Source organism: Streptomyces sp. NPDC104226 (assembly GCF_055584085.1).
This window is the reverse complement of sequence record NZ_JBVJMS010000002.1, coordinates 542,927-567,232: the sequence shown is the minus strand read 5'-3', so window position 1 is coordinate 567,232 and position 24,306 is coordinate 542,927. Positions and strand designations below refer to the sequence as shown.

At 71.7% G+C, this 24,306-nt stretch carries 18 protein-coding genes; 14 read left to right on the top strand and 4 right to left on the bottom strand.

Translation table 11 applies throughout. The features are described 5' to 3' along the window. The first annotated feature begins 23 nt into the window (after positions 1 to 23). From malX to ACZ60J_RS07885, 5 genes are all read left to right on the top strand, one after another. Complete coding sequence (gene malX / locus ACZ60J_RS07905; RefSeq protein ID WP_469679617.1) at positions 24 to 1,619, top strand: maltose/glucose-specific PTS transporter subunit IIBC; 1,596 nt, start codon at positions 24 to 26, stop codon at positions 1,617 to 1,619. 3 nt (positions 1,620 to 1,622) lie between these two features. Continuing rightward, positions 1,623 to 2,870, top strand: coding sequence for a MalY/PatB family protein (locus ACZ60J_RS07900; RefSeq protein WP_469679615.1), 1,248 nt, complete (start codon positions 1,623 to 1,625; stop codon positions 2,868 to 2,870). 299 nt (positions 2,871 to 3,169) lie between these two features. Then, positions 3,170 to 4,201 (top strand): SigB/SigF/SigG family RNA polymerase sigma factor, encoded by a 1,032-nt coding sequence (locus ACZ60J_RS07895; RefSeq protein WP_469679613.1) that lies wholly within the window; start codon positions 3,170 to 3,172, stop codon positions 4,199 to 4,201. 183 nt (positions 4,202 to 4,384) lie between these two features. Continuing rightward, positions 4,385 to 5,458: a quaternary amine ABC transporter ATP-binding protein gene (locus ACZ60J_RS07890; protein WP_469679611.1), complete on the top strand. Its 1,074-nt coding sequence runs from the start codon at positions 4,385 to 4,387 to the stop codon at positions 5,456 to 5,458. Next, the gene (locus ACZ60J_RS07885) at positions 5,458 to 7,263 is read left to right on the top strand and encodes an ABC transporter permease/substrate binding protein (protein ID WP_469679610.1); all 1,806 of its coding nucleotides are present in this window, start codon (positions 5,458 to 5,460) and stop codon (positions 7,261 to 7,263) included. The genes ACZ60J_RS07890 and ACZ60J_RS07885 overlap by 1 nt, the downstream gene beginning before the upstream one ends. 115 nt (positions 7,264 to 7,378) lie before the next feature. On the opposite strand, the gene ACZ60J_RS07880 is transcribed toward ACZ60J_RS07885, so the two are convergent. Continuing rightward, complete coding sequence (locus ACZ60J_RS07880) at positions 7,379 to 9,592, bottom strand: MMPL family transporter (protein WP_469679608.1); 2,214 nt, start codon at positions 9,590 to 9,592, stop codon at positions 7,379 to 7,381. A 211-nt stretch (positions 9,593 to 9,803) separates the two neighbouring features. Here ACZ60J_RS07880 and ACZ60J_RS07875 point away from each other — a divergent pair, with 211 nt between their 5' ends. From ACZ60J_RS07875 to ACZ60J_RS07865, 3 genes are all read left to right on the top strand, one after another. Beyond that, on the top strand, positions 9,804 to 11,162 hold the full coding sequence (locus ACZ60J_RS07875) for a sensor histidine kinase (RefSeq protein WP_469679606.1): 1,359 nt from the start codon (positions 9,804 to 9,806) through the stop codon (positions 11,160 to 11,162). Further along, the gene (locus tag ACZ60J_RS07870; RefSeq protein WP_469679604.1) at positions 11,159 to 11,827 is read left to right on the top strand and encodes a response regulator; all 669 of its coding nucleotides are present in this window, start codon (positions 11,159 to 11,161) and stop codon (positions 11,825 to 11,827) included. Before ACZ60J_RS07875 ends, ACZ60J_RS07870 begins: the two co-directional genes overlap by 4 nt. Before the next feature lie 152 nt (positions 11,828 to 11,979). Next, positions 11,980 to 12,273, top strand: a complete 294-nt coding sequence (locus ACZ60J_RS07865) for a hypothetical protein (RefSeq protein ID WP_469679602.1) — start codon at positions 11,980 to 11,982, stop codon at positions 12,271 to 12,273. On the opposite strand, the gene ACZ60J_RS07860 is transcribed toward ACZ60J_RS07865, so the two are convergent. Next, the gene (locus tag ACZ60J_RS07860; protein WP_469679600.1) at positions 12,245 to 13,375 is read right to left on the bottom strand and encodes an alpha/beta hydrolase; all 1,131 of its coding nucleotides are present in this window, start codon (positions 13,373 to 13,375) and stop codon (positions 12,245 to 12,247) included. The genes ACZ60J_RS07865 and ACZ60J_RS07860 overlap by 29 nt on opposite strands. A gap of 137 nt (positions 13,376 to 13,512) precedes the next feature. Then, on the bottom strand, positions 13,513 to 14,847 hold the full coding sequence (locus tag ACZ60J_RS07855) for a chloride channel protein (protein WP_469679598.1): 1,335 nt from the start codon (positions 14,845 to 14,847) through the stop codon (positions 13,513 to 13,515). 259 nt (positions 14,848 to 15,106) lie between these two features. On the opposite strand from ACZ60J_RS07855, the gene ACZ60J_RS07850 reads away from it, so the two are divergent. Beyond that, the gene (locus ACZ60J_RS07850; protein WP_469679596.1) at positions 15,107 to 18,307 is read left to right on the top strand and encodes a TIM-barrel domain-containing protein; all 3,201 of its coding nucleotides are present in this window, start codon (positions 15,107 to 15,109) and stop codon (positions 18,305 to 18,307) included. Between the two features lie 123 nt (positions 18,308 to 18,430). Continuing rightward, positions 18,431 to 19,423 carry an aminoglycoside phosphotransferase family protein gene (locus ACZ60J_RS07845; protein ID WP_469679595.1) on the top strand — a complete coding sequence of 331 codons (993 nt, stop codon included), beginning with the start codon at positions 18,431 to 18,433 and terminating at the stop codon, positions 19,421 to 19,423. On the opposite strand, the gene ACZ60J_RS07840 is transcribed toward ACZ60J_RS07845, so the two are convergent. After that, on the bottom strand, positions 19,398 to 20,171 hold the full coding sequence (locus ACZ60J_RS07840; RefSeq protein WP_469679594.1) for an SDR family NAD(P)-dependent oxidoreductase: 774 nt from the start codon (positions 20,169 to 20,171) through the stop codon (positions 19,398 to 19,400). The two genes, ACZ60J_RS07845 and ACZ60J_RS07840, sit on opposite strands and share 26 nt — an antisense overlap. A 314-nt stretch (positions 20,172 to 20,485) precedes the next feature. Here ACZ60J_RS07840 and ACZ60J_RS07835 point away from each other — a divergent pair, with 314 nt between their 5' ends. From ACZ60J_RS07835 to ACZ60J_RS07820, 4 genes are all read left to right on the top strand, one after another. After that, positions 20,486 to 21,565 (top strand): amino acid--tRNA ligase-related protein, encoded by a 1,080-nt coding sequence (locus ACZ60J_RS07835; protein WP_469679592.1) that lies wholly within the window; start codon positions 20,486 to 20,488, stop codon positions 21,563 to 21,565. Next, entirely contained in the window at positions 21,562 to 22,683 is a 1,122-nt protein-coding gene (locus ACZ60J_RS07830; RefSeq protein WP_469679590.1) for an LLM class flavin-dependent oxidoreductase, read from the top strand. Before ACZ60J_RS07835 ends, ACZ60J_RS07830 begins: the two co-directional genes overlap by 4 nt. 108 nt (positions 22,684 to 22,791) lie before the next feature. Further along, a complete protein-coding gene (locus ACZ60J_RS07825; RefSeq protein WP_469679588.1) occupies positions 22,792 to 23,190 on the top strand; it encodes a YunG family protein in 399 nt (132 codons plus the stop codon). 198 nt (positions 23,191 to 23,388) lie between these two features. After that, positions 23,389 to 24,303: a LysR family transcriptional regulator gene (locus tag ACZ60J_RS07820; RefSeq protein WP_469679587.1), complete on the top strand. Its 915-nt coding sequence runs from the start codon at positions 23,389 to 23,391 to the stop codon at positions 24,301 to 24,303. Positions 24,304 to 24,306 lie beyond the last annotated feature (3 nt).

The window sequence follows — 24,306 nt, the reverse complement described above, 5'->3', positions numbered from 1 at the left end:
CTATTCCGGACGAAAGATCCACCATGAAGAAGACGAAGGCAGCGCTCTGGGAATTCCTCCAGGGCCTGGGCAAGACCTTCATGCTGCCCGTGGCGCTCCTGGCCTTCTGCGGCATCATGCTGGGCGTCGGCTCCTCGCTCTCCAGCCCGGCCGTCCTGCAGAACCTCTCCTTCCTGGACAACGAACCCCTCCAGCTGGCGTTCACCTGGATGTCCAACACCGGTCTCGTCGCCTTCAAGTTCCTTCCGGTCCTCTTCGCGATGGCGATTCCCCTCGGCCTCGCCCGGGAGGACAAGGGCGTCGCCGCCTTCTCCGGTTTCGTGGGCTTCGCCTCCATGAACCTCGCCGTGAACTTCTTCCTCGCCACGCGCGGCGTCGACTTCGAGGACAAGGGCGAGATCGCGCACTACGGCATCGCCGACGTGCTCGGCGTGAAGTCCATCGACACCGGACTGCTCGGCGCGGTCGCCGTCGGTGTGATCGTGGCCCTGCTGCACAAGCGCTACCGCACCAAGCAGATGCCCGACGCACTCGCCTTCTTCGGGGGCCTGCGCTTCGTACCGATCGTCTCCGCCCTGGCCATGAGCATCGTCGGACTCCTCGTCCCGCTCGTCTGGCCCACCCTGGGAAGCTGGATCGCCTCCGTCGGCACCGGCATCGCGCACGCCGGAGTCTTCGGCCCCTTCTTCTTCGGCATGGGCGAGGTGCTGCTGCGCCCCATCGGACTGCACCACATCCTCGTCGCGCTGTTCCGCTTCACCGACGCCGGCGGCGCCGGGGTGGTCTGCGGGGAGAACGTCAGCGGAGCCCTGAACCTCTTCTACGCACAGCTCTCCTGCCCCACCCCCTCCGGCGCGGCGCACACCGCGACACAGTTCCTGTCCCAGGGCAAGATGGCCGCGTACCTGGGCGGTCTGCCGGGCGCGGCGCTGGCCATGTACCACTGCGCCAAGCGCACCATGCGCCCGGAGATCAAGGCACTGCTCGTCTCCGGCGTCGTCGCGTGCGTGGTCGGCGGGGTCACCGAGCCGCTCGAGTTCCTCTTCCTCTTCATCGCCCCGTGGCTGTACCTGGTCCACGCGGTCCTGGTCGGCCTCGGCTTCCTGGTCTCCGCCGTCCTCGGCGTGTACATCGGCAACACCGACGGCAACATCATCGACCTGCTGGTCTTCGGAGTCCTCCAGGGCACGACCACCAAGTGGTACCTGGTCCCGGTGATCGCCGCGGTCTGGTTCGCCGTGTACTACTTCCTCTTCCGCTGGGCGATCACCAGGTTCGACCTGAAGACCCCCGGACGCGAAGACGAGCCCTCGGACTCCACGGGCGCCCCGGAGGCCGGGGTGGCGGCCGCCCCGAAGGCCGATCTGGTCGCCGGCAAGTACGACCCGGTGGCCATCCTCGAAGCACTCGGCGGACCGGCCAACATCCACGCCCTCGACAACTGCATCACCCGCCTGCGCATGACGGTCGGCGACGCCGCCCTGCTGGACGACGCCCGCCTGAAGAAGCTCGGAGCGATCGCCGTGGTCCGGCTCGACGAGCACAACGTGCAGGTCATCATCGGTCCCCAGGTGCAGTCCGTGAAGGACGCCCTCGCCGAGCTCACCCCGGTCGGCTGACCCATGGCCGACATCCACGCCCCCGCCGCGTACGACTTCGATGCGCCGGTCGACCGGCACGGCACCTGGTGCACCCAGTGGGACTACGTCGAGGACCGTTTCGGTGCCCCGGACCTGCTTCCCTTCACGATCTCCGACATGGACTTCGAGACCGCTCCCGAGGTGCTCGCCGCCCTGCGCGGCCGCCTGGAACACGGGGTCCTCGGCTACTCCCGCTGGCGCCACGAGGACTTCCTCGAAGCCGTCCGGCACTGGTACGCCACCCGCTACGACACGCCGATCGCCGCAGAGCGCATCGCCTACGCCCCCGCCGTCCTCTACCAGCTCGGCCGGATCCTGGACCTCTGGTCCTCACCCGGCGACGGGGTCGTCGTCCACACCCCGGCCTACGACGCCTTCCCGCGCCTGCTCGCGGCCCGGGACCGGGAGATGCGCGGAGTCCCGCTCCACGACGAGGACGCCCTGGAGAGGGAGTTGGCCCGCCCCGACACCACCGTGCTGCTGCTCTGCTCCCCGCACAATCCGACCGGCCACGTGTGGAGCGCGGCCGAGCTGGAGCGGATGGCGGAGCTGTGCGAACGCCACGGGGTCGCGGTGATCAGTGACGAGATTCACTCCGACCTCGCGCACGCCCCCCACCGGCACCGCCCCTGGGCGCTGCACGGCCGCCCCGGCACCCGCTGGGCCATCGTCACCTCGGCCTCGAAGTCCTTCAACATCCCCGCGCTGACCGGCAGTTACGGCATCTTCGGCGACTCGGAGTCCTGCGAGCGCTACCTCACCCTCCTCAAGGACGCCGACGGACTCTCCTCCCCGGCCGTGCTCTCCGTGGCCGGACACATCGCCGCCTACCGCGAGGGCGGAGCGTGGCTCGACGCGCTCAACGCGTACGTCGCGCAGAACCTGGACATGGTGGGGGAGCGCCTCGTCCGGGCCTTCCCCGCGCTCGACTGGCGGCCCCCGAAGGCCGGCTACCTCGCCTGGATCGACCTCCGGCCCCTCGGGGTGCCCGACGAGGTGCTCCAACGTGAGCTGATTCATACCGAGAAGGTCGCGATCATGCCGGGAACCGCCTACGGGCCCGAGGGTGCGGGCTTCGTACGCCTCAACGCGGGATGCCCGCGCGCCAAGGCGGAGGCGGGCGTCGAGGCCCTGATCCGGGCGCTCCGCACCACCTCGGGCAGCACGGCCGACATCGCTCCCGAAGCCCCTTCCGGCGCGGCAACCGGGCCCGCCGCCGGGGGGAATTGACCGGACGGACGAGGGGAGTACGGCCGGACGGCCGATGTGCGACCGGAACGGATCCCTGCCGCAAATGCGGCCGGGATCCACCCGGTTGATCTACGAAGAAGGGAACTGGGGAACGGATGCGGAACCGGCTAGGGTGAACGCCCGTCAAGGTCATGCGCCGCAAGCCGACCAGCCCAAGGAGCGACCCCGTGCCGATACCCGCCCCGTTCTCCCATACCGCCGGCCCCCTTCCCGGCCCCCGGGCAGAGTCCTCGCCGGCCTCCCTCCCCGGCCCCCTTCCCCGTCCCGGGGCAGGGTCCATGCCGGGTTCCGTCCCCGGTCCCCGGACCGGCCGCCGCCCGGGCCCCTGCGCCGGCCGGCTGGTCGGCCCCGTACAGGGCCCCGCCGCCGGCAGACCCTCCGGCCCCGCCGCCGTCCAGCCCGCGCCCACCGTGCCGCCGCCCCGGATCGCGGAGCCCCGGGAGGTCGCCCCCGCGGACGCGCGCGAGCTGACGCGGCTCTTCTTCGGCCGGCTCCACGAGCTCGACGAAGGCACTCCCGAGTACCGCTACGTCCGCGAGACCCTCATCGAGATGAACATCTCGCTCGTCCGGTTCGCGATCCGGCCCTTCCGCGGCCGCGGCGACGGAGGCGACCTCGAAGACCTGCTCCAGGTCGGCACCATCGGCCTGATCAAGGCCATCGACCGGTTCGACCCGGCCCGCGAGGTCGAGTTCGCCTCCCTCGCCATGCCGTACATCACCGGCGAGGTCAAACGGCACTTCCGTGACACCAGTTGGGCGGTCCGCGTACCGCGCCGCCTCCAGGAGATGCGGATCGACCTGGCCAAGGCGAAGGAGGAGCTGACCGCGCTCCTCGACCGGCCGCCGACGGTCGCGGACATCGCCGCCCACCTCTCGCTCACCGACGAAGAGGTCATCGAGGGGCTCGTCGCCGCCAACGGCCACACCAGCGGCTCCCTCGACGCCCCGGGCTCCGAACGGGTCGACGGCCGCACCGAGGGCCACAGCCTCGCCGAGACGATGGGGGCCGAGGAGCCGGCGCTGGAACGCGTCGAGGACATCCAGACCCTGGCTCCGCTGCTGGAACGCCTCAGCGACCGCGAGCGCCGCATGCTGTCGATGCGCTTCGGCGAGGAGCTCACCCAGGCACAGATCGGCGCCGCCCTCGGCATCTCGCAGATGCAGGTCTCGCGCCTCCTGACCCGGGTGCTCGCCCATCTGCGCGCCTCGATGCTCGCCGACCCGGAAGGGTCCGGAGCCGGGTCACCGCAGCAAGCGGAATCCGGTTGTGCGGGCGCGGCAGTGGATGCGATTGGCGACGCAGCGTAAGTGACATGACTCACTTCACCGTTTGCAGGGGTTAAGCGGGGGCACTAGGGCTGTCTGGAGCGGCACCCGTCCGCCGGCCGCTGGCGGCCGGGCGCGGGTGACGGGCGGATCCCGTCGCGCTCCACGGCCCGCCGGCCGCACGCACGCCGGTGGGCCGTCTCCGGTACGAACCTTGGGGTGTATGTGTCCACGCTCATAGCCGAGCACGTGTACAAGGTGTTCGGTCAGGGACCCGACAACGGCGAGGCCGTCGCGAAGGCGGTCCGCGCACTCGAAAGCGGCGAGACCGACCGCGACGAGCTGCGCGCCGAGGGAACGACGGCGGCGGTGATCGATGCCTCGTTCCGGGTCGAGCCCGGCCAGATCTTCGTCGTGATGGGTCTGTCGGGCTCGGGCAAGTCCACCTTGCTGCGCATGCTCAACGGCCTCCTGGAGCCCACCGCGGGCCGGATCCTCTTCGACGGAGAGGACCTCACCGCACTCTCGCCGGCCGGGATGCGCCGCGTACGCTCCACCAAGATCAGCATGGTCTTCCAGCACTTCGCCCTGTTCCCGCACCGCGACGTGCTGGAGAACGCGGGCTACGGCCTGGAGGTCCAGGGTGTCCCCCGGGCCGAGCGCGAACGGCGGGCCGCCGAAGCGCTGGCCCTCTGCGGGCTCGGCGGCTGGGAGAAGTCCTGGCCCGACGAGCTGTCCGGCGGCATGCAGCAGCGCGTCGGCCTCGCCCGCGCCCTGGCCACCGACGCCGACCTGCTGCTGATGGACGAGTCCTTCAGCGCGCTCGACCCGCTGATCCGCCGCGACATGCAGGACCAGCTGCTCGAACTCCAGAAGAGCCTGGGCAAGACCATCGTCTTCATCACCCACGACCTCAACGAGGCCATGCGGCTCGGCGACTCCATCGCCGTCATGCGCGACGGCCGCATCGTCCAGCAGGGCACGGCCGAGGACATCCTCACCCGCCCCGCCGACGACTACGTCGCCTCGTTCATCCAGGACGTGGACCGCTCGCGGGTGCTGACGGCCGACGCCGTCATGACGGGGGACCCCGGAGGCCGGCCCGACTGCGGCTGCCCCACCGTCTCCGCCGGCACGCCGCTCGCCGACGTGTGCGCCGTCAGCGCCCGCGTCCCGCACGCCGTCGCCGTCACCGCCGAGGACGGCACCGTCGTCGGCTCCGTCCCGCAGGACCGCCTCGTCGCCTTCATCGGCGACGAGCGACGCGACGCGCTGGACTGCGCGGAGGTGGCTGCCTGATGCCCCGCCTGAACCTCGGATCCTGGGTCGACAGCGGTGTCGACTTCCTCCAGAGCCACCTGTCCTGGCTGTTCGACGCCATCGCCGCGCTCGTCACCGGGCTCTACGACGGCATCGAAGCCGTCCTGTCCGCGCCCAACCCCCTGCTGCTGGCCGGCGTCCTCGCCGTCGCCGCCTGGTGGCTGCGCGGGCTGCTCGCCGCCCTGCTCGCCTTCGCCGGCTTCGCCCTCGTCGACTCCGTCGCCCTGTGGCCCGAAGCCATGTCCACGCTCGCGCTGGTCCTGGTCGCCACCCTGGTCACGCTGGTCTTCGCGATCCCGATGGGCATCTGGGCCTCGCGCTCCGACAAGGTCAGCGCCACCCTGAAGCCCGTCCTGGACTTCATGCAGACCATGCCGGCCATGGTCTACCTCATCCCCGGCATCATCTTCTTCGGGGTCGGCGTGGTGCCCGGCATCATCGCCACCATCATCTTCTCGCTGGCGCCCGGTGTCCGGATGACCGAGCTCGGCATCCGGCAGGTCGACGCCGAACTCGTCGAGGCCGCCGAAGCCTTCGGCACGACTCCGCGCAACACCCTCGTACGGGTCCAGCTCCCGCTGGCGCTGCCCACCATCATGGCGGGCATCAACCAGGTCATCATGCTCGGCCTGTCCATGGTGGTCATCGCCGGCATGGTCGGCGGCGGCGGCCTCGGCGGCGCCGTCTACCGGGCCATCGGCAGCGTGGACATCGGCCTCGGCTTCGAGGCCGGCATCTCCATCGTCATCCTCGCCATGTACCTGGACCGGATGACCGGAGCCCTGGGCCGCCAGGTGTCCCCGCTCGGCCGCCGCGCCCTCGCCAAGGCGCGCTCCGCCGCCACCGGCACCGCCAAGCTGTGGGGCCACCGTCCGCAGCCCGTCCTCGCCGTGGCCTCGGCCGTGGTGCTGTCCCTCGTCGCGGGCGGCCTCGGAATCTTCGGAGACTCCGGGAAGACGCAGGTCAACGCCGCCGGCGGGGCCGGGGTCGAGAACATCGGCAAGGGCCGCAAGCTCAGCATCGGCTACATCCCGTGGGACGAGGGCATCGCCTCCACGTTCCTCTGGAAGGAGCTCCTGGAGCGCCGCGGGTACCAGGTCGAGGCCAAGCAGCTGGAGCTCGGCGCGCTCTACACCGGGCTCGCCGGGGGGCAGGTCGACTTCCAGACCGATTCCTGGCTGCCGGCCACGCAGGCCGAGTACTGGAAGAAGTACGGCAACAAGCTCGACGACCTCGGCTCCTGGTACGGGCCGACCTCCATCGAGCTGGCCGTGCCCTCCTACATGAAGGACGTGAAGACCCTCGCCGACCTCAAGGGCAAGGCAGGGGAGTTCAAGGGCCGGATCATCGGCATCGAGCCCAGCGCCGGCGCGATGGGCCTCCTCAAGGACAAGGTGCTGCCGCAGTACGGTCTCGACGGCGAGTACAAGGTCGTCGACGGATCGACCCCGGGCATGCTCGCCGAGCTCAAGCGGGCCTACGAGAAGAAGGAGCCCGTCGCGGTCGTCCTCTGGTCGCCGCACTGGGCGTACGCCTCCTACGAGCTGACGAAGCTCGAGGATCCCCAGGGCGCCTGGGGCAAGGGCGACGGCATCCACAACGTCGCCCGCAAGGGCTTCGCGGCCGACGAGCCGAAGGTCGCCCAGTGGCTGAGCTCCTTCAAACTCACGGAGGCCCAGCTGACCGGTCTGGAGGCCAAGATCCAGGAATCCGGGAAGGGCAAGGAACAGCAGGCCGTCCGCGCCTGGCTGGCCGACCACCCCGAGGTCGCCAAGCTCGCCTGAGCCTGAGCCTGAGTCGCAGCTGAGCCGAGCGCCGACGCGCGCGTGCGGGGGCCGGCGCGCGAAGCCCGTTCTACGGAGCTTCGCGCACCGGCCCCCGCACGGTTCGGCCGGCGGATCAGGCGGTCATGATCCGCTCGGGCTCCCGGTGCCCGCCGCCGCCCGGCACCGACGCCTCGGAGGCCGGGCGCTGCCTGATCGGCCACCACAGGGACCAGCCCAGGAGCGCGGCCAGGGCCGGCACCAGCACGAGCGACAGCACGAACGCCGAGAGCAGGATCCCGAGGCCCGTGGCGAAGCCGATCTGCTGCGTCGCGGATCCCGGACTCGCGGCCAGGCTCCCGAAGGACAACGCCAGCACCAGGCCCGCGGTCGCGACGGCGGGCGCCGTGTGGCGCACGGCCCTGGCCACGGCCGCACGGGCCGGACCGGGCCGGTCCATCTCCTCCTTGATCCGGTCGGTGATCAGGATGTTGTAGTCGGTGCCCAGCGCGACCACGAACAGGAACAGCACCAGCGGCAGCGAGAAGTCCACGCCCGGCCGGCCCGCCGCGTGCTGGAACACCAGCGTCGAGGCACCCAGCGTGGCCGCGAAGCCCAGACCCACGGAAAGCATCAGTACCACCGGAGCGAGCAGGCTGCGGAGCAGCAGGAACAGGATCAGCGCGATCAGGGCCGCAGCCACCGGGAAGACCACCTTCAGGTCCTCGTCCACGGCGGACGCGATGTCGGAGAAGACCGCCGCGGTACCGCCGACATGCGCCTCGGTACCCTTCGGCAGGTGCACGGCCACGGCCTCCCGGACCGGGCCGGAAACCAGGTCGCGGGCCTCCTGCCCGTGCGGATCCGCGGTCGGGAACACGTCGATGCGGGCCGCCCGCCGGTCCTCGCTCAGCACCGTCGGCGCCACCCGGCCCACTCCGTCGACCGAAGCCAGCGCGCGGGAGAGTCCGCCGAGGCGCTCGGCCGTCAGCGTGCCCCCGTCGGTGGCGGTCACGAACACGCCGGCCGGATCCGACACCCCGGCGGGCAGGGCGCGGGCGATCTCGGCCGCCGTCGCCGCCGAAGCCGTGTGCTTCCCGCCCGCGCTGCTCTGCCCGTAGTCCATCCGCATCCCGGCCATCCCCGCGGCCAGTGCCCCCAGCAGGGCCACCGAGGCCACCACCAGGGTCAGCGGCCGCCGCGCCACCAGGCCGCCCAGCCGGGCGGCCACACCCGCACGGGGCTCACGCTTCAGGGCCCGCGAGGGCCAGAACATCCTGCGGCCGGTGACCGCGAGGACGGCCGGCATCAGGGTCAGGCTGCCGAGCAGCATCACCAGTACGGACACGGCGATGGCCGGCCCCAGCACCCGGAACTGGCCGAAGGTGGCCACCGCGAGGGTGGCGAAGGCGGCGACGATGGTCAGTGCCGCACAGGTGATCGCCGTACCGACCCGGCCGGCCACCTCGGCCGCCGCTGCCCGGCCCGACTGCTCCGGATGCCTGCTCAGGTGCTCGCGGAAGCGGAAGAGCAGGAAGAGGAAGTAGTCGATGCCGATGCCCACCAGCACCACGCTGATCAGCTGGGGCGTGGACGCGTCGAGCTCGATCCCGGTCAGCAGCGCGGCGACGACCACGACCCCGGCCGCCGCCCCGCCGATGATGGTGACGGCGACCAGCGGCAGCAGCGCCGCCAGAACGCTGCGGAACACCAGCACGTGCAGCAGGACGATGACCGCGAGCATCGCGGAGCCCACGATCCTCGACCGGGTCTCCTCCGCGTCGGCGGTGTCCACGGTGTCCGCGAGTCCGGCGGTGAACCCGGTCCGCAGGCCGGCCTCCGCGAAGGCGGCCCGGGTGTGGTCCCGGAAGGCCCGGTACAGGTCCTGCATCCCGGGATCCAGGGGATGGCCGGTCAGCTCGACCGACAGCAGCCGGAAACTCCGGTCGGGCGCCGTCATCGCCGGGCTGATCCGCGGCAGCTGGGAACGGTCCTGCACCAGGACGGGCGGGATGTCCTCGGGCTTCGGCATGGCGATCCGCTGCCGGGCCAGCTTCGCCGCCTCGGAGTCGATCCGCCGCTCGTCGTCGGCGGTCAGCGGCGCACCGTCGGCCCGGGCCACCAGCACGGTCAGCGGGTTGGCATCGGGCTTGGCCCCGAAGTGCTCCTCGGCGAGCTTCAGCGCGGCCGCCGAATCGTAGGAGGCCGGAAGGAACGCACCGGTGCTCGTCTGGGTGGCGCGGAACACCAGCGCCTGGCCGAGGATCGTCAGGGCGATGCCCAGCACCGCCCACAGGGCTATGACCTTCCAGGGACTTCGGGTGGCGAAGGCGGTCAGGGCGCGGATCAAGGAGTCCTCCGTAGCGGGGCGGTGGCCGGGGGTCCCCGGCCTGCTCACCAGCTCATCAGCGGGCGCACCCCGAAACATCGGGTGCCGGGAGGAGCTCGCACCCGGGAGCAGGGGCCGGTCCGGGCCCCCGACCAGGACTCGGGTCCTGGTCCGCACTCCTCCTCGGGGCCCGCAGACCGGGGTCCGCCCGATGGGAAGATGGAATATGCCGATGATCAGAACGGACCTGAGTCCGCAGGATGCCCGGGCCCTGGACGGGGACCGCAACCTGACCGGGGACCGGGACCTGGACCCGAACCTGAACGGGGCCAGGGCCTTGAGTGGTGCCGGGCCCCGGAACTTGAGCGGGGCCCGCGTCCAGAGCCGGATGCAGGCCCTGAACTGGACCCGCAACGACGCCCTCGTGGCCATCGCCGTCGTCGTCGTGGACCTCGTCGGCTATGCGTTCAGCGCGGCCGACGACGGCCGGCCGCTCTCGGTGCCCGCCCTCGTCCTCGTGGTCCTGACCGCGCTCTGTCTGCTGGCCCGGCGGGCCAGGCCGGTCGCCGTGCTCTGCGCCGTACTCGCCCTCGGCATGGTGCTGAACCTGATCACGTCGCAGGGCCCGCACTTCTCCGGGGGAGCGATCGTCGCCCTCTTCTCCGTGGCCCGTGTGCGCGGCCCGGCGGTCACCGCCGCGGCCGCCCTGGCGGCCGTCCCGCTGACGGTCATCGGAAGCGGCAGCAGCCGCGGCGGGACGGGCTGGTTCATGGGCCTGCTCGGCAACGCGGTCGCCGTCCTCCTCGTGGTCGCCGCCGCGCTGCTGACGCGCCGCTGGCAGCAGGAGACCGAGGCCAAGCGCGCCCTGCTCGCCGAACGGGCCGTGACCGAGGAGCGCCGCCGCATCGCCCGCGAACTGCACGACATCGTGGCCCACCACATCACCACCATGCAGCTGATGGCCGGCGGAGCGCGGGCCAACCTCGCGCGCGACCCGGAGGTGGCCCGCGAGGCCCTGGTGACCCTGGAGGGGTCCGGGCGGATGGCGCTGCGCGAGATGCGGCAACTGCTCGACGTGCTGCGGGCGGGGGAGGAGCCGGAGCACACCCCGCCGCCGCCTCAGCCCGGCACGGGTGACCTGGAGCGGATCGTCACCGAGGCCAGGCTCGGCGGCCTGGAGACCGACTTCACCGTGGACGGGCCGGTCCGCCCGCTGCCGCCGGCCCTCGGCCTGACGGTGTTCCGCATCGTGCAGGAGTCGCTGACCAACACCCGCAAGCACGCCGGGCGGCGGGCCCGGGCCCGCGTACGGCTGACGTATCACCCGGAGGAGGTGACGGTGGAGGTCCGCGACGACGGGGCCGGGGACCGGCAGCCGCCTTCGCGGTCGGCATCGGGTTCCGGCTACGGTCTGATCGGAATGCGCGAACGGGTCGCCCTGCAGGGCGGCGCCCTGGAAGCGGCCCACCTGGACTGCGGTGGGTTCCGGGTGGCGGCGCGCCTTCCGGCGCCGCCCGGTCCGGACGCGCCCGGGGGAGAAGGACCCAGGGGACGAGGACCCGGGGGAGAAGGAGAGGAAGAACGCGGATGATCCGTGTGCTCATTGCGGACGACCAGCCGCTCGTCCGGAGGGGCCTGGCGCTGATCCTGGCCCCCGAGCCGGAGTTCGAGGTCGTCGGCGAGGCCGGGGACGGCGTCGAGGCGGTCGCCCTCGCGGAGCGGCTGCGGCCCGACGTGGTGGTCATGGACATCCGGATGCCGGTCCTGGACGGGGTCGGAGCCACCGGGGAACTGGCCCGGCTGCTGCCGGAGTGCCGGGTCCTGGCGCTGAGCACCTTCGACATGGACGAGTACGTGGTCGCCGCCCTGCGGGCCGGAGCCTACGGGTTCCTGCCCAAGGACGTCTCCCCGGAGGAGCTGACCGCCGCGATCCGCACCGTCCACACCGGAGAGGCGGCGGTGGCGCCGCGCCTGCTGACCCGGCTGATCTCCACGTACGTACGGGTCCCCGCGCGGCCCGCCAGGCGGACGGCCGAGGTCCCGGCCGAACTCACCCCCCGGGAGCGGGAGATCTGGCAGCTGCTCGCCACCGGCCTCGACAACGCGGAGATCGCCGCGGACCTGGACATCAGCGTCTCCACGGTCAAGAACCACATCACCGGCATCTTCGGCAAGCTGGGCGTCCGCGACCGGGCCCAGGCGGTCATCGCCGCGTACGAATCGGGTCTGGTGGAGGTGGCCGGCGGGCCGCACTGAGCGCCAAGTCCCGGGGAAGCACCGGGAGGAGCCCGGGGCGCACCCCCTGACCTGCCGGAACATCGCGGGAACACTGGAGGATTCACCCGTGCGCCAGGGGGCACGTCCATGGCACAGTGCGAGCAGTCCAACCGCACGACCAGGGAGTCTCCATGAGCGATCCGCATTCCACGCAGCTCGCGGCCGCCCCCGAGTACCGGGCGGAGCCGGGGCGGCCGAGCCCGGCGCGGCCGATGGGCCCGACGGGCCGGCCGGATCAGCCGGGCCCGCTGCCGTGCTGCCCGGTGTGCGAGGACGCCCCGGAACGCATCTCCTGGCGACAGCGTCCGGGGCAGCCGGTGGTTCTGGTCTTCGAGCCCTGCGGGCACCGGCACGGCTCACCGGCGGCGCCGGTCCTGGCCGTGAGCCCGCCGCCCGTCACGGGCTGGGGACGGGCCCTCGCATGAGCTTGCTGACCCACTGGATGAGCCCGCCGTCGTACATGCCGGGGACGTAGGTGTAGGCGTCGTGGCCGCCGCCCTCGTCGACGTGGAACTTCGTCTTCACGGGCCCCTTGCCGTAGTCCTTGACGAACTTCTCGATCGGGGGCCGGAGCTGGATGTCGCTGCCCTTGGTGCCGACCTGGAAGGCGAGGTCCACCTCGGGCCCGCCCCGGTCGATCAGCTTCTGCGCGAGCTCGGGCGGGCTGTTCGCCGCCTTCTCCTCGGGGTGGCCGTTCCACAGCCGGGAGTCGGGGACGATGTCGGGCCCGCCGGCGATCACGGCGCGGAACTGCTCGGGATCCTTCAGCACCGCCTTGAGCCCGGCGAACCCGCCGGAGGAGCTCCCCATGAAGGCCCAGCCGTCGCGGGACCTGATCGTACGGAACGTCGCGCGGACCAGGTCGGGGACGTCCTCGGTGAGCCAGGTGCCCATCTTCGGCTGGCCGGGGATGTCGCTGCCGTCCCAGTACAGCCCGTCCTTGTCGGACGCCGGGTTCAGCACCGGCATGGCGAGGATGAAGGGGAGGCTCGTGCCCTTCTTGGACCACTTGGAGATGTCGGCCTCCAGCTTGAGGTTGCTCCCGCTCCAGTAGTTCTCGTTGAAGCCGGGCCCGCCGGGCAGCGCGATCATCACGGGGAAGCCGCTGTGCGCGTACTTCGGGTCGTGGTACTGCGGCGGAACCCAGAGCCAGACCTTGCCGGTGAACTGGGACTTCTTCCCCGTGAGGGTGGTCACCATCACCTTGCTGCCGTCCTCCGGGATGATGCCGGACACCTTCAGCTCGGGCGCCGGTCCGGTGGGCATCAGGGTCAGCGGGTCGCCCGGCGCGTCACCGCCCTTACCCCCGGCCGTGGCGCGGGGTTCGTCGAGGTGCACGGTGGCGCCGACGTCGTCGCTGCCGTCGGACCGGTAGAGGTGGGTCAGGAACCCGACGGTCAGCCCGACCACGGCCGTCAGCGGGACGGCCACTCCCACCCACCGCCGCCACCTGGGGGGCCGGTCGGGGGCGTGGCCCCGGACCCGGGCGTGTCCGTGCTGCGCCTCCCGGCGATTGCCGTGCTTCATCGTGCGTGACTCCTGAGCCCTGTTACGGAGGCCGCCGGTATGGCTGCCGGGGAGTGAGAGTCACGGACGAAGGGAACGGTTCGCCACCAAAGGTTATGAAAAGGGCAAAGAGCCGGTCATCCGGGCGGCCTCCCGGCTCAGTCGTCGGCGGTGGCGGGCCGGAGATGGGCCGCGTCCGCGGGGCGCGCGCGGTCGATCAGGGCCGAGGCCAGCAGCGCCGTGACCGCCGAGAGCACGAGCATCGGCATCAGCGCGACCGCTTCCTTGCCCAGCAGGGCGGCCGTCAGGGCCACGCCGGTCACGGCGAGCCGGGTACCGGCCACCCCGGCCGCGCAGATGCCGGCCGCCAGGGCCGGGGCCATGCCGAAGCCGGGAAGGCTGCCGAAGGCGATGCCGATCGCCGCCCCGATCATGAGGGACGGGAAGATGGGGCCGCCTCGGAGGCTGCCCAGGGCGATGGTCCAGCCGATCACCTTGAAGACCGTGAGGGCCACCAGTGCGCCCACCGCCCAGGACGAGGGATCCGCTGCCAGCTGGGCGACGGTGTTCTGGCCGGACAGCGCCACCTCCTCGGGGGAGCGTCCGGTGACCAGCGCGTAGCCGGTGACGCATACGCCGACGGCCACCGCGCACAGGACGATCCGCAGGGCGGAGGTGCCGGTCCAGGAGTGGACGCGCAGTCCGGCGGACTTGCCGAGGGCGATGATGACGCCGATCAGGGCAGCCATGGGGATGCCCCACAGGAAGTCGCCCGCGTCGGGCAGGCCGGCGGCCGGTTCCTTGGGGAGGGTCAGCGCCCCGATGCTGAGGCCGGTCCAGTGTCCGAAGCCGGTGAAGACCAGCGCTCCGACGCCGCTGGCGACCAGGGCGGGCAGGATCAGGACGAACAGGCGCGGGCCCCCGGCCATGAGGGCGGCTCCCTCCAGCACCATCACCACCGGGATCAGCGGGCTTCCGAAGATCGTGCTGATCGCGGCGGTGGATCCGGCCATGCCGAGCACCGTGGCCAGCTCGGGCTGGGTGGCGCGCTGGGCGGCGCGCATGCTGAGGAGGGCCAGTCCGCTGCCGATGGCCATCAGGGGCGCCTCGGGTCCGAGCATCACACCGAGGGGCAGGCAGGCCAGTGCGGCCAGGATCACGCTCGGGGTCTCGCGGGGCAGCGTCGGCGGGCCGCCGAGGCCGTGGGCGGGAACGTGTCCGCCGGCGCCGGCCATCCGCGTGATGATCGGCGCGGCCAGCAGTCCGGCGAGGGCGAGCGTGGGCAGACCCCACCACCACGGGGCGCGGGAGTACCCGAGCAGGTCGGGCGCGGTGCGCCACACCCAGTGCTGGAGCTCGTGTTCGAGGCTGACGAAGCCGAAGGCGAACAACGAGACGGGGATGCCGATGAGCGCCGAGAGCACGAGCAGTCGCAGGGTCGCTGGGGCGAGGAGGAGCTGGCGGAGCGATGCGGGCTGTGGCGCCTGTTCCATGGGTTCGGGGCCCTCCGGGAAAGTCCGTAGTTCGTCCCAGGGTCGCGGCGCCGGTCGGGTGCCGCAGGGCGGGTGAGCCAAACGGGTGAGGGGTGGACGGGGGTGGGCGGGGTGGCGCGTGGTTGCCGATGCATGTTCAAAGATGCTCGTTGACCAGCCATTCCAATCAACTTCCTTCAAATGGGGCCGCCGGACCGCTATGTTGCCCGGTGCATGCCAAATGGTGTGTCCGCAGCCGGACCGCACGAGGAGCCGCCCCATGAGACTCATCCGCATCCGCAGAACCCCACGGCGGCGGCGCGCCCCGGCGGCCGCACTGCTCGCCGCGGCCCTCGCCGTGACCGGTCTGGCCTCCGCCGGCCCCCTCTCCTCCGTGGCTTCGGCCGCCGCCCCGGCGCCCGCCCCCGCCACGGCCGGGAACGCCACGGGCCTCACCCAGTTCGGGAATACCTTCACGATCGCAACCTCCGGCGGGGCCAAGGTCCGGGTGGTCGTCGCCCGCGCCGACATCTTCCGGCTCTGGCTCTCCCCCGACGGCGCCTTCACCAACGACCCGGCCGGCACCGATCTCGCCCCGACCACCGACTTCGGCCCCGTGAGCGCCGCCTGGACCGACGCGGGCACGTACTACAAGATCACCACCGGTTCCCTGACCATCCGGGCCAACAAGACCCCGCTGCAGTTCTCCGTCTACCGGGCCGACAACTCCACCCTCGTCTGGCAGGAGACGCAGCCCACCTCCTGGACCAGCAGCCAGACCACCCAGTACCTCGCGCGCGGAACGGACGAGCAGTTCTACGGAACGGGCCTGCGCCTGGGTGAATGGGCCCTGCGCGGCAAGACCGTCCCGATCGCGGTCGACAACAAATGGCGCGAGAACAACAACGCCAGCCCCGCGCCCTTCTACGTGTCGACCAACAACTACGGCGTGATGCGCAACACCTGGGCCCCGGGCTCGTACGGGTTCAACGCGCCCACCACCCTCACCCACGACGAGAAGCGCTTCGACGCCTGGTACTTCACCGGCGACTCCCTCAAGACCGTCCTGGACGCCTACACCGACGTCAGCGGCAAGCCCTTCATGGCTCCGGCGTGGGGCTTCGAACTCGGCAACGCCGACTGCTTCAACGCCTCCAACCCGGCCTACCAGGGCGACCACAACCGGCTGCGCCACCAGACCACCCCGGACGTCGTCGGCTACGCCACGGACGCCCGCGCCGCCGACATGCCCTCGGGCTGGTTCCTGCCCAACGACGGCTACGGCTGCGGCTACACCGCGCCCCTGAAGTCCACGGTCGACGCCCTGAAGGCCAAGGGCTTTCAGACCGGACTGTGGACCTCGACGGGCCTCGGCAACATCAACGACGAGGTCGGGGTGGCCGGTTCGCGGGGCGTCAAGACCGACGTCGCCTGGATCGGCGGCGGTTACAAGACGGCTTTCTCCGGCGTGCAGCAGGCCGTCGACGGGATAGAGAAGAACTCCGACGCCCGCCGGTACGTCTGGACCGTCGACGGCTGGGCCGGCACCCAGCGCAACGCCGTCGTCTGGACCGGTGACACCAACGGCACCTGGGACGACATGCGCTGGCACGTCCCCGCCATCACCGGCGCCGGACTCTCCGGCTTCAACTACGCCACCGGAGACGTGGACGGGATCTTCGCCGGCAGCCCCAAGACGTACGCCCGCGACCTCCAGTGGAAGGCCTTCACCCCGGCCTTCATGACCATGTCCGGCTGGGGCGCGACGGGCCCGTCCGCCGGCTACCAGGACAAGCAGCCCTGGCGGTTCGCGGAGCCCTACCTCTCGATCAACCGCAAGTACCTCCAGTTGAAGATGCGGCTGATGCCGTACCTGTACACGATGAGCCGCACCGCCCACGAGACCGGCGTCCCGAGCACCCGCGCGATGGTCCTGGAGTACCCCGAGGACCCGGTGGCGCGCGGGAACCTGACCAGCGGCCAGTTCATGGCCGGAGACTCCTTCCTCGTCGCGCCCGTCGTCTCCGACACCTCCGTCCGCGACGGCATCTACCTCCCGGCCGGCACGTGGACGGACTACTGGACGGGCAAGACCTACGCCGGACCGGGCTGGCTCAACGGCTACCAGGCCCCGCTCGACACCCTGCCCCTGTTCGTCAAGGGCGGCGCGATCGTCCCGATGTGGCCGCAGATGAACTACACGGGGGAGAAGCCCGTCTCCACCCTCACCTACGACATCCACCCGCGCGGCGCCACCTCCTTCAGCCTGTACGAGGACGACGGAATCACCCGCGCCCACCAGACGGGAGCCTTCGCCCGCCAGCAGGTCGACGTCACCGCCCCCGCCTCGGGCTCCGGCACGGTCACCGTGTCCGTCTCCGCCCCGGCCGGCAGCTACACCGGCAAACCGGCCTCGCGCGGCTACGAGTTCAGCCTCCACGTGGCCACCGCCCCCACGGCGCTCACCGTGGACGGCGCCGCCCTCACCCGGCTGACCGGCAAGGCCGCCTACGACGCGGCCGCAACGGGCTGGTTCTTCGACGCCGCCGACCGCGGCGGGATCCTGTGGACCAAGACGGGCACGAAGTCGGCCGCCTTCAGCGTTTCGGCCACCGGCACCTCCGTCCCGGCCGCCGACCCCATCCCGGTCACCTCCAGCCCTGTCCCCCAGTCGGCCTGGACCCTGGTCTCCGCCGACAGCCAGGAGACCGGCAGCGAGAACGGCGCAGCCCGCAACGCCTTCGACGGGAACACCGGGACGATCTGGCACACCGCCTGGTCCGGTGGCACCCCCGCCCCGATCCCGCACGAGATCCAGATCGACCTCGGCGCCCGCTACACGGCCGACGGCCTCGGCTACCTGCCCCGCCAGGACGGCGGCGTCAACGGCCGGATCGGCGGCTACGAGGTCTACGTCTCGGACACCACCACCGACTGGGGTTCCCCGGTGGCCACCGGCACCTTCGCCGACACCGCGGCCCTCAAGTCGGTCCCCCTGTCCGCCAAGGCGGGCCGTTACCTCCGCCTCAAGGCACTGACCGAGGCGGGCGGCCGGGGCCCCTGGACCAGCGCCGCCGAGATCACCCTCACCGGCCGGCCGACCCCGCTGCCCGCGGCCGCCACCCTGGTCAACGGAGCCTCGGCCACCTGCATGGACCTCCCGGGCAGCGCCACCACCCCCGGCACCCAGCCCACCCTCTACAGCTGCCACGGCGGCCCCAACCAGCGCTGGACCCTCCAGAGCGACGGCCGGCTGACCGGCCTCGGCGGAGTCTGCCTGGACGCCGCCACCGCCGGCGCCGTCGCGATCCAGACCTGCAACGGCAGCTCCGGCCAGACCTGGCAGACCGGCCCGGACGGCAGCCTGCGCAATTCCGGCCAGTGCCTGACCCCGGCCGGCTCCGCCACGGCCAACGGCACCCGGCTCACCCGGGTCGCGTGCGCCACGACCGCGGCCCAGCGCTGGACGTTCACCCCCTGACAAGGACCCCCTCCGACACCCCCCACCGAGCCCGGCCCGGCATCCAGCCGGGCCGGGCTCCGGGGTCTGACGGTCCGGCGGTTACCGTGGGGCGCGATCCTCCGCCCGTCCAGGAAGGTGCTCATGACCGCCGGAACGACGCCTGCCGGAACGACGCCCGTTGGGAAGACGCCCGCCGGGAAGATGCACGCCGACGAACCCGACATCGACGCCGGCCTCGTCCGCAGGCTGATCGCAGGTCAGTTCCCGCAGTGGGCCGGGTTGTCCGTCGTGCGCGTCGACTCCGCCGGCACGTCCAACGCCATGTACCGGCTGGGCGCGGACCTGGTCGTACGCCTTCCCCGGACGCCGGGCGCGGCCGGCGACGTGGGCATGGAGCACGTCTGGCTGCCGCGGCTCGCCCCGGGCCTGCCGGCCCCCATCCCGGTCCCCCTCGGCATGGGGCGGCCCGCCGAGGGCTACCCCTGGTCCTGGTCCGTCTTCGGCTGGGTCCCCGGCGAGAACCCCGTGCCCGGCCGGATCGCGGAGCCGGACCTCCTGGCCGAGGACCTCGCCGAGTTCGTCTCCGCGCTGCACCGGGCCGATCCGGCGGACGCCCCGGCCTCCTACCGCAGCGAGACCCTGGCGGCCCGGGACGCCGCCACCCGCACCGCGATCGCGGAGCTGGCCACGAGCGCAGACGCAGACGCGGACGCGGACGCGGACGTGGGCACCGAGGCGGCGACCGCCCTGTGGGAGGAGGCCCTGCGGGCCGAGCCCTGGTCCGGGCCGCCGGTGTGGATCCACGCCGATCTGCAACCGGGGAACCTGCTCCTCGCGGACGGAAGGCTCGCCGCCGTCATCGACTTCGGCTGCGCCGGTCTCGGCGACCCCGCCGTCGACCTGATCGCGGCCTGGTACGTCCTGCCGCCCGCAGCCCGCCCCGCCTTCCGGGCCGCACTGGCCGTGGACGAGGCGATGTGGACGCGCGCCCGCGGCTGGGCCCTGTCGATCGCCCTGATGGAACTGAACTACTACAAGGAGACGAACCCGGTCATGGCGTCCATCGCCCGCCACGTCCTCGCCGAACTCCTCGACGGCGGCCCGGCGGCTACAGGCGCACACCACCGTCGATGACGACCACCGTGCCGGTACTGAGCCGCAACGAGGTGACGGCGCCGATCAAGGAGCAGGCCACGTCGTCGGGGTCCGCGGCGATCCGGAGCGGCGCCGCCTCTGCCTGGGTGCGGACCGCGGCCGGATCGCGGCCGGGGACGAAGCCGGTGTCGACCGCTGCCGGCGAGAGGTTGAAAACGCGCACCTGCGGGCCGAGAACGCGCGCCAGGGACGTGGCCATGACGTCCAGGCCCGCCTTGGCGGCGCAGTAGGCGATGCTGCTGCCCAGCCCCGTGGAGGCCGATATCGAGGAGATGTTGGCGATGACGGCGTCGCCGGAGGACCGCAGCAGCGGGGTGAACGCGCGGATCACGGAGAAGGTGCCCCGTACGTTCACGGTCAGGATCCGGTCGAACTCCGCGTCCGTCAGCCCGTCGAGGTCGGCATGGGCGACCTGCCGGGTGGTGCCTGCGGAGTTGACCAGTACGTCCACCACGCCGTGGCGGTCGGCGACGAGACCGGCGGCGCGGCGTACGGCGCCGGAGTCGTCGAGCGGTATGCGGATCGCGCCGTGGCCGTCACCGGGCAGGGCGGCGACGACGTCCTTCGCCCGGCCTTCACCGGAGTCGTAGCCGACCACCACGCGGGCTCCGGCCTCGGCGAGACGCCGGACGCACGCGGCCCCTATGCCGCTGCTGCCACCGGTGACTACAGCCACCTTCCCGTCCAGATCGAAGAATCCGAGGCCACCCGTACGCACTTCGGCCATGAGCACATCCTTGCTTCGACGCGAACAAGTTCATGGGAATGATTCACGCTATCGCGTACCCATTCGGCGGGCAACGGGCAAAGGTGTGCCGAGGAAAACTGTCCGGATCGGGCTACGGAATTGAATTCTCCATTTCATCTCCCGTGCCGGACGGTGGGGGCCTCGCCGTGGCGGATTGCACTGATCGGGCCGTGGTTCACTTCCCGGCATCGAAGACAGTGCAGGTAGAAGGCGGTGGAGCGGGATCAGGCCATAGTGGCGGGTTGGCGTTTTTCTTTTGCCGGTGATGCGCAAAACTGAAAAGGAACCGCACGGTGCTCGCCCGGACGATATTCGACCTGTATTCGACCAGTGCGCGCCCAGTAATCGCCCAGCATTCGACCTGCATTCGCCCCGACATCACCGGAGTGGCAATGGACTTCTCGCCCGCGCAGTCGTACCAATGGACCGGCCGAATCCTTCAGGCATTGCGCCGAAGCCTTCTCGATCAAGGGTTCCTGGAAATTCTCCCCGCGCTGCTGTCCTCGCAGGACGAGCCGGGCGCACGGCACTCCGTCGCGGTCCTGGGGGACCGGGCGCGCCCGCACGTGAAGGACGAGGGCGACCGCGTTTCGGTGGAGGGCCGATGGGCCTATCAGCTTCCCGTGAGCCACTCGGTGGAGAAGCAGATGGCTCTCGAGCACGCGGACCGGATCTACTGCGTCACCCCGTGTCTGCGGCTTCTGATGGAGGGCGAGGACACGTCGGGCAGGCACCTGTACACGTTCTTCCAGGTGGTGGTCGAGTGGCGGGCCGCGGACGCGCTCGAGGTGTTCTCGGTCACCGAGGGCATCCTCGGCGGGCTCGCCCGCCAACTGGAACCGATTCTCCCGGACGAGGACCGCGGGGCGGCGGAGCGCCTGGCCGGCTTGCGGAGCGGCCCCTACCCGCGCGTCTCCTTCGCCGAGGCGCTCACCCTTGCCGGGAGAGGGCCGACGGAGCCGCAGAACACCGATCTGACCCATGAGGAGGAGCGGATCCTCACGGGGAAGTTCACTTCACCGTTCTGGATTCACCGCTATCCGCTCGGTGTACGCGATTCGCTCTACCAGCAGGGTGAGGACGGGCTCCAGGAGACCTACGACCTGATGCTGCCCGGGGGTCACGGCGAGCTCGCCACCGGAGGACTCCGGCCCAAGGACGCGGACGAGATCTCCGAGCAGTCCCGGCTGCTCGGTGGCGAGCCGAACCGCGTGTACGCGGAATGGAAGAAGCGGTCCGGGATACAGACGGCCGGCTTCGGGCTCGGCCTGGAACGGCTCGTACGCCACATCGCCGGTGCCGACAGCGTCCTGGACCTCCTGGCGGCCCACGACTCCGGCCCGAACCGGCGGATCGGTGCGGGCGAACGGTGATGCTGTCCTTCCACTGGTTCCTGCCCACGTACGGCGACGGCCGGCACGTGGTGGGCGGCGGCCACGACGTCATCGCCGGCAGCAAGGAGGAGCAGCGGCCCGCCACCGTCCGCTACCTCGCGCAGATCGCGGTGGCGGCCGAACAACTGGGCTTCGACGGTGCGCTCACCCCGACCGGCGCCTGGTGCGAGGACGCCTGGGTGACCACCGCCATGCTCGCGCGGGAAACGGAACGCCTCAGGTTCATGGTCGCCCTGCGGCCCGGCTTGGTCTCCCCGACCCTCACTGCCCAGATGTCCGCCACCTTCCAGAGGCATTCGGGGGGCCGGCTCCTCCTCCACGTCGTCACCGGTGGGGAGAGCGGGGAACAGCGTGCCTACGGCGACTTCCTGGACAAGCGCGCCCGGTACGGCAGGACAGCCGAGTTCCTGGAGGTCGTACGGCGGCTGTGGGGCGGCGAGTCGGTCGACTTCGGCGGAGCACATCTGCGGGTGGAGGGCGCCCGGCTCGGCCGGTTGCCCGACCCGGTGCCCTCCGTCTACTTCGGCGGATCGTCGCCGGAGGCGATCGAGGTCGCCGCGCTCCACAGCGATGTGTACCTGACGTTCGGGGAACCGCCCCTGCAGGTGACGGAGAAGCTGGCCCGTGTACGGGAACGCGCCGCACGGGCCGGGCGCCGACCGCGGTTCGGCATCCGGCTCCACGTGATCACCCGGGACACCGCCGGGCAGGCGTGGGCCGAGGCCCGGCGGCTGCTCGAAGGGTTCGGCCCCGAGGCGATCCGGTCGGTCCAGGAGGGCCTGCGTGCCAGCGAATCGGAAGGGCAGCACCGGATGCGGGCGCTGCACGGTGGGCGCTCGGACGACCTGGAGGTCACGCCCAACCTGTGGGCCGGCATCGGCCTGGTCCGTGGCGGAGCGGGCACGGCCCTGGTGGGAAGCCACCGGGAGGTGGCCGACCGGATCATCGAGTACCACCGGCTCGGCATCGACGAGTTCGTGCTCTCGGGGGTCCCGCACCTCGAAGAGGCGTACTGGTTCGGCGAAGGCGTGCTCCCGCTGCTCGCCAGGGAGAAGCTCTGGACCCACCCGGCGCACGACGGGCCGGTGCGTGACTGACCCAAACGCGACTGATCGGCGGCAGGACTGACAGGAACGCGCCCGACCCGACCGTACGGTCGGCCGGGGTATGGATGTCTGTCAGTGCCGGTTGCGAGGATGGGCGCCATGACACCTTTCCTTCTGACCGACATCGACCGTGCCGTCCGCAGCAGTTGGAGCGAGCAGACGTGCACGCCCGAGTACCGCGACCGGTGGACCCGGGAGAACCCGGCCCGTGACCAGTGCGGTGTGACCGCCCTCGTCCTCAACGATCTACTCGGCGGCGAGCTGATCCGCGGCGAGGTCCTCGTCGACGGCGAACGCGTGGACTACCACTGGTGGAACCGTCTCGGCCTCGGCATAGAGATCGACCTCACCCGCGAGCAGTTCGCACCGGAGGAGAAGATCACCGAGGGGATCGTCGTCCCCCGACCCCCGGACAGCGAACTGCGCCGCCTGCGCACGGAGTACGAGCTCCTGCGCGACGAGGTCATGGCCAAGCTCGCCCGCACGGCAGAGGCCTGAGGTCCGAGGTACGAGCTCGGAGCTCCGAGGCCTGAGTTCCGAGACCGGAGACCCGGCGGCAGCGGGTCGACACCCGGTCCCGCCCTCGCGATGGCGGGACCGGGTTGCCGCCCTGGGCCGTGAACTGATCGTCGGACAGCCCGACATCCCAGTCAATCCTTCGGTTTTCTGGTAACCCCCAAGGGATACCTTGGGGTTGTGACCCTCGATGATCTGCGCGTCTTCGTCGCCGTCTGCCGGGCCGGCAGCCTCAGCGCCGTCGCCCGCGACCTCGGCCGCACCCAGTCCGCCGTCAGCCAGCACATCCGCCGCCTGGAGAAGGAGACCGGCGCCGCGCTCCTGGAGCGGCATCCGCGCGGAGTCTCGCCGACCGGGGCCGGGCTGATCCTCCAGGCGGCCGCCGCCGACGGGATCGCCGGGCTCGACGGAGCCCTGCGCCGGCTCGACGCCCTCGTACGGGACGACGGCGGCTCGGTCCGCGTCACCACCGGGGCCACCACAGTGCGCCACTTCATGGCCGAGGCGATCGTCTCCTTCCGGCGCGGTCACCCCCGCGTCAGCCTGGAGTTCCAGACCGAGAACTCCAGCCGCAGCTGCTTCGAAGCGCTCGCCGCCGACGACCTCGACCTCGCCTGGATCACCATCGGCGCCCCCGTGCGCGGCATCGAGCAGCGTCCCGTCATGCGGCTGCCCTGGGTCCTCGCGGTCCGCGCCGACGACCCCCTCGCCTCCCGTCCCCGTCTGGAGCCGGCCGACCTCGGCTCCGTCCGCCACATCCGGCTGCCGGAGAACTCCACCTCCCGCGCCCACCTCGACGCAGCCCTCGCCGAGGCGGGCATCCGGATCAGCTCCGACACCAGCGCCGCCGACTGGGACACCGCCCTCCTCCTCGCCGAACTGGGCCTCGGCCACGCCGTCGTCCCCGCGCTGCCCGGCTGGCAGGTCCCCGGATCAGACGGGCCGCTGCGGCTGGTTCCGGTCCCCGCCCTGCCGCCGCTGGCCGTCGGCTGGGCCGTCCGGCGCTGGTCCGCCCTCGCCCCGCTCGCCCGCGCCTTCGCCGACGAGGTGGCCCGCAGCTGCGTGGCCCGTGTGGCCGGCCCCGCCGGGCCGTGACGC

What these genes read in the sequence shown, in the direction of transcription:
- malX (WP_469679617.1), top strand. Translation starts at nt 24, where the DNA reads ATGAAGAAGACGAAGGCAGCGCTCTGGGAATTCCTCCAGGGCCTGGGC.
- ACZ60J_RS07900 (WP_469679615.1), top strand. Translation starts at nt 1,623, where the DNA reads ATGGCCGACATCCACGCCCCCGCCGCGTACGACTTCGATGCGCCGGTC.
- ACZ60J_RS07895 (WP_469679613.1), top strand. Translation starts at nt 3,170, where the DNA reads ATGCCGGGTTCCGTCCCCGGTCCCCGGACCGGCCGCCGCCCGGGCCCC.
- ACZ60J_RS07885 (WP_469679610.1), top strand. Translation starts at nt 5,458, where the DNA reads ATGCCCCGCCTGAACCTCGGATCCTGGGTCGACAGCGGTGTCGACTTC.
- ACZ60J_RS07875 (WP_469679606.1), top strand. Translation starts at nt 9,804, where the DNA reads ATGATCAGAACGGACCTGAGTCCGCAGGATGCCCGGGCCCTGGACGGG.
- ACZ60J_RS07870 (WP_469679604.1), top strand. Translation starts at nt 11,159, where the DNA reads ATGATCCGTGTGCTCATTGCGGACGACCAGCCGCTCGTCCGGAGGGGC.
- ACZ60J_RS07865 (WP_469679602.1), top strand. Translation starts at nt 11,980, where the DNA reads ATGAGCGATCCGCATTCCACGCAGCTCGCGGCCGCCCCCGAGTACCGG.
- ACZ60J_RS07860 (WP_469679600.1), bottom strand. Translation starts at nt 13,375, where the DNA reads ATGAAGCACGGCAATCGCCGGGAGGCGCAGCACGGACACGCCCGGGTC.
- ACZ60J_RS07855 (WP_469679598.1), bottom strand. Translation starts at nt 14,847, where the DNA reads ATGGAACAGGCGCCACAGCCCGCATCGCTCCGCCAGCTCCTCCTCGCC.
- ACZ60J_RS07850 (WP_469679596.1), top strand. Translation starts at nt 15,107, where the DNA reads ATGAGACTCATCCGCATCCGCAGAACCCCACGGCGGCGGCGCGCCCCG.
- ACZ60J_RS07845 (WP_469679595.1), top strand. Translation starts at nt 18,431, where the DNA reads ATGACCGCCGGAACGACGCCTGCCGGAACGACGCCCGTTGGGAAGACG.
- ACZ60J_RS07840 (WP_469679594.1), bottom strand. Translation starts at nt 20,171, where the DNA reads ATGGCCGAAGTGCGTACGGGTGGCCTCGGATTCTTCGATCTGGACGGG.
- ACZ60J_RS07825 (WP_469679588.1), top strand. Translation starts at nt 22,792, where the DNA reads ATGACACCTTTCCTTCTGACCGACATCGACCGTGCCGTCCGCAGCAGT.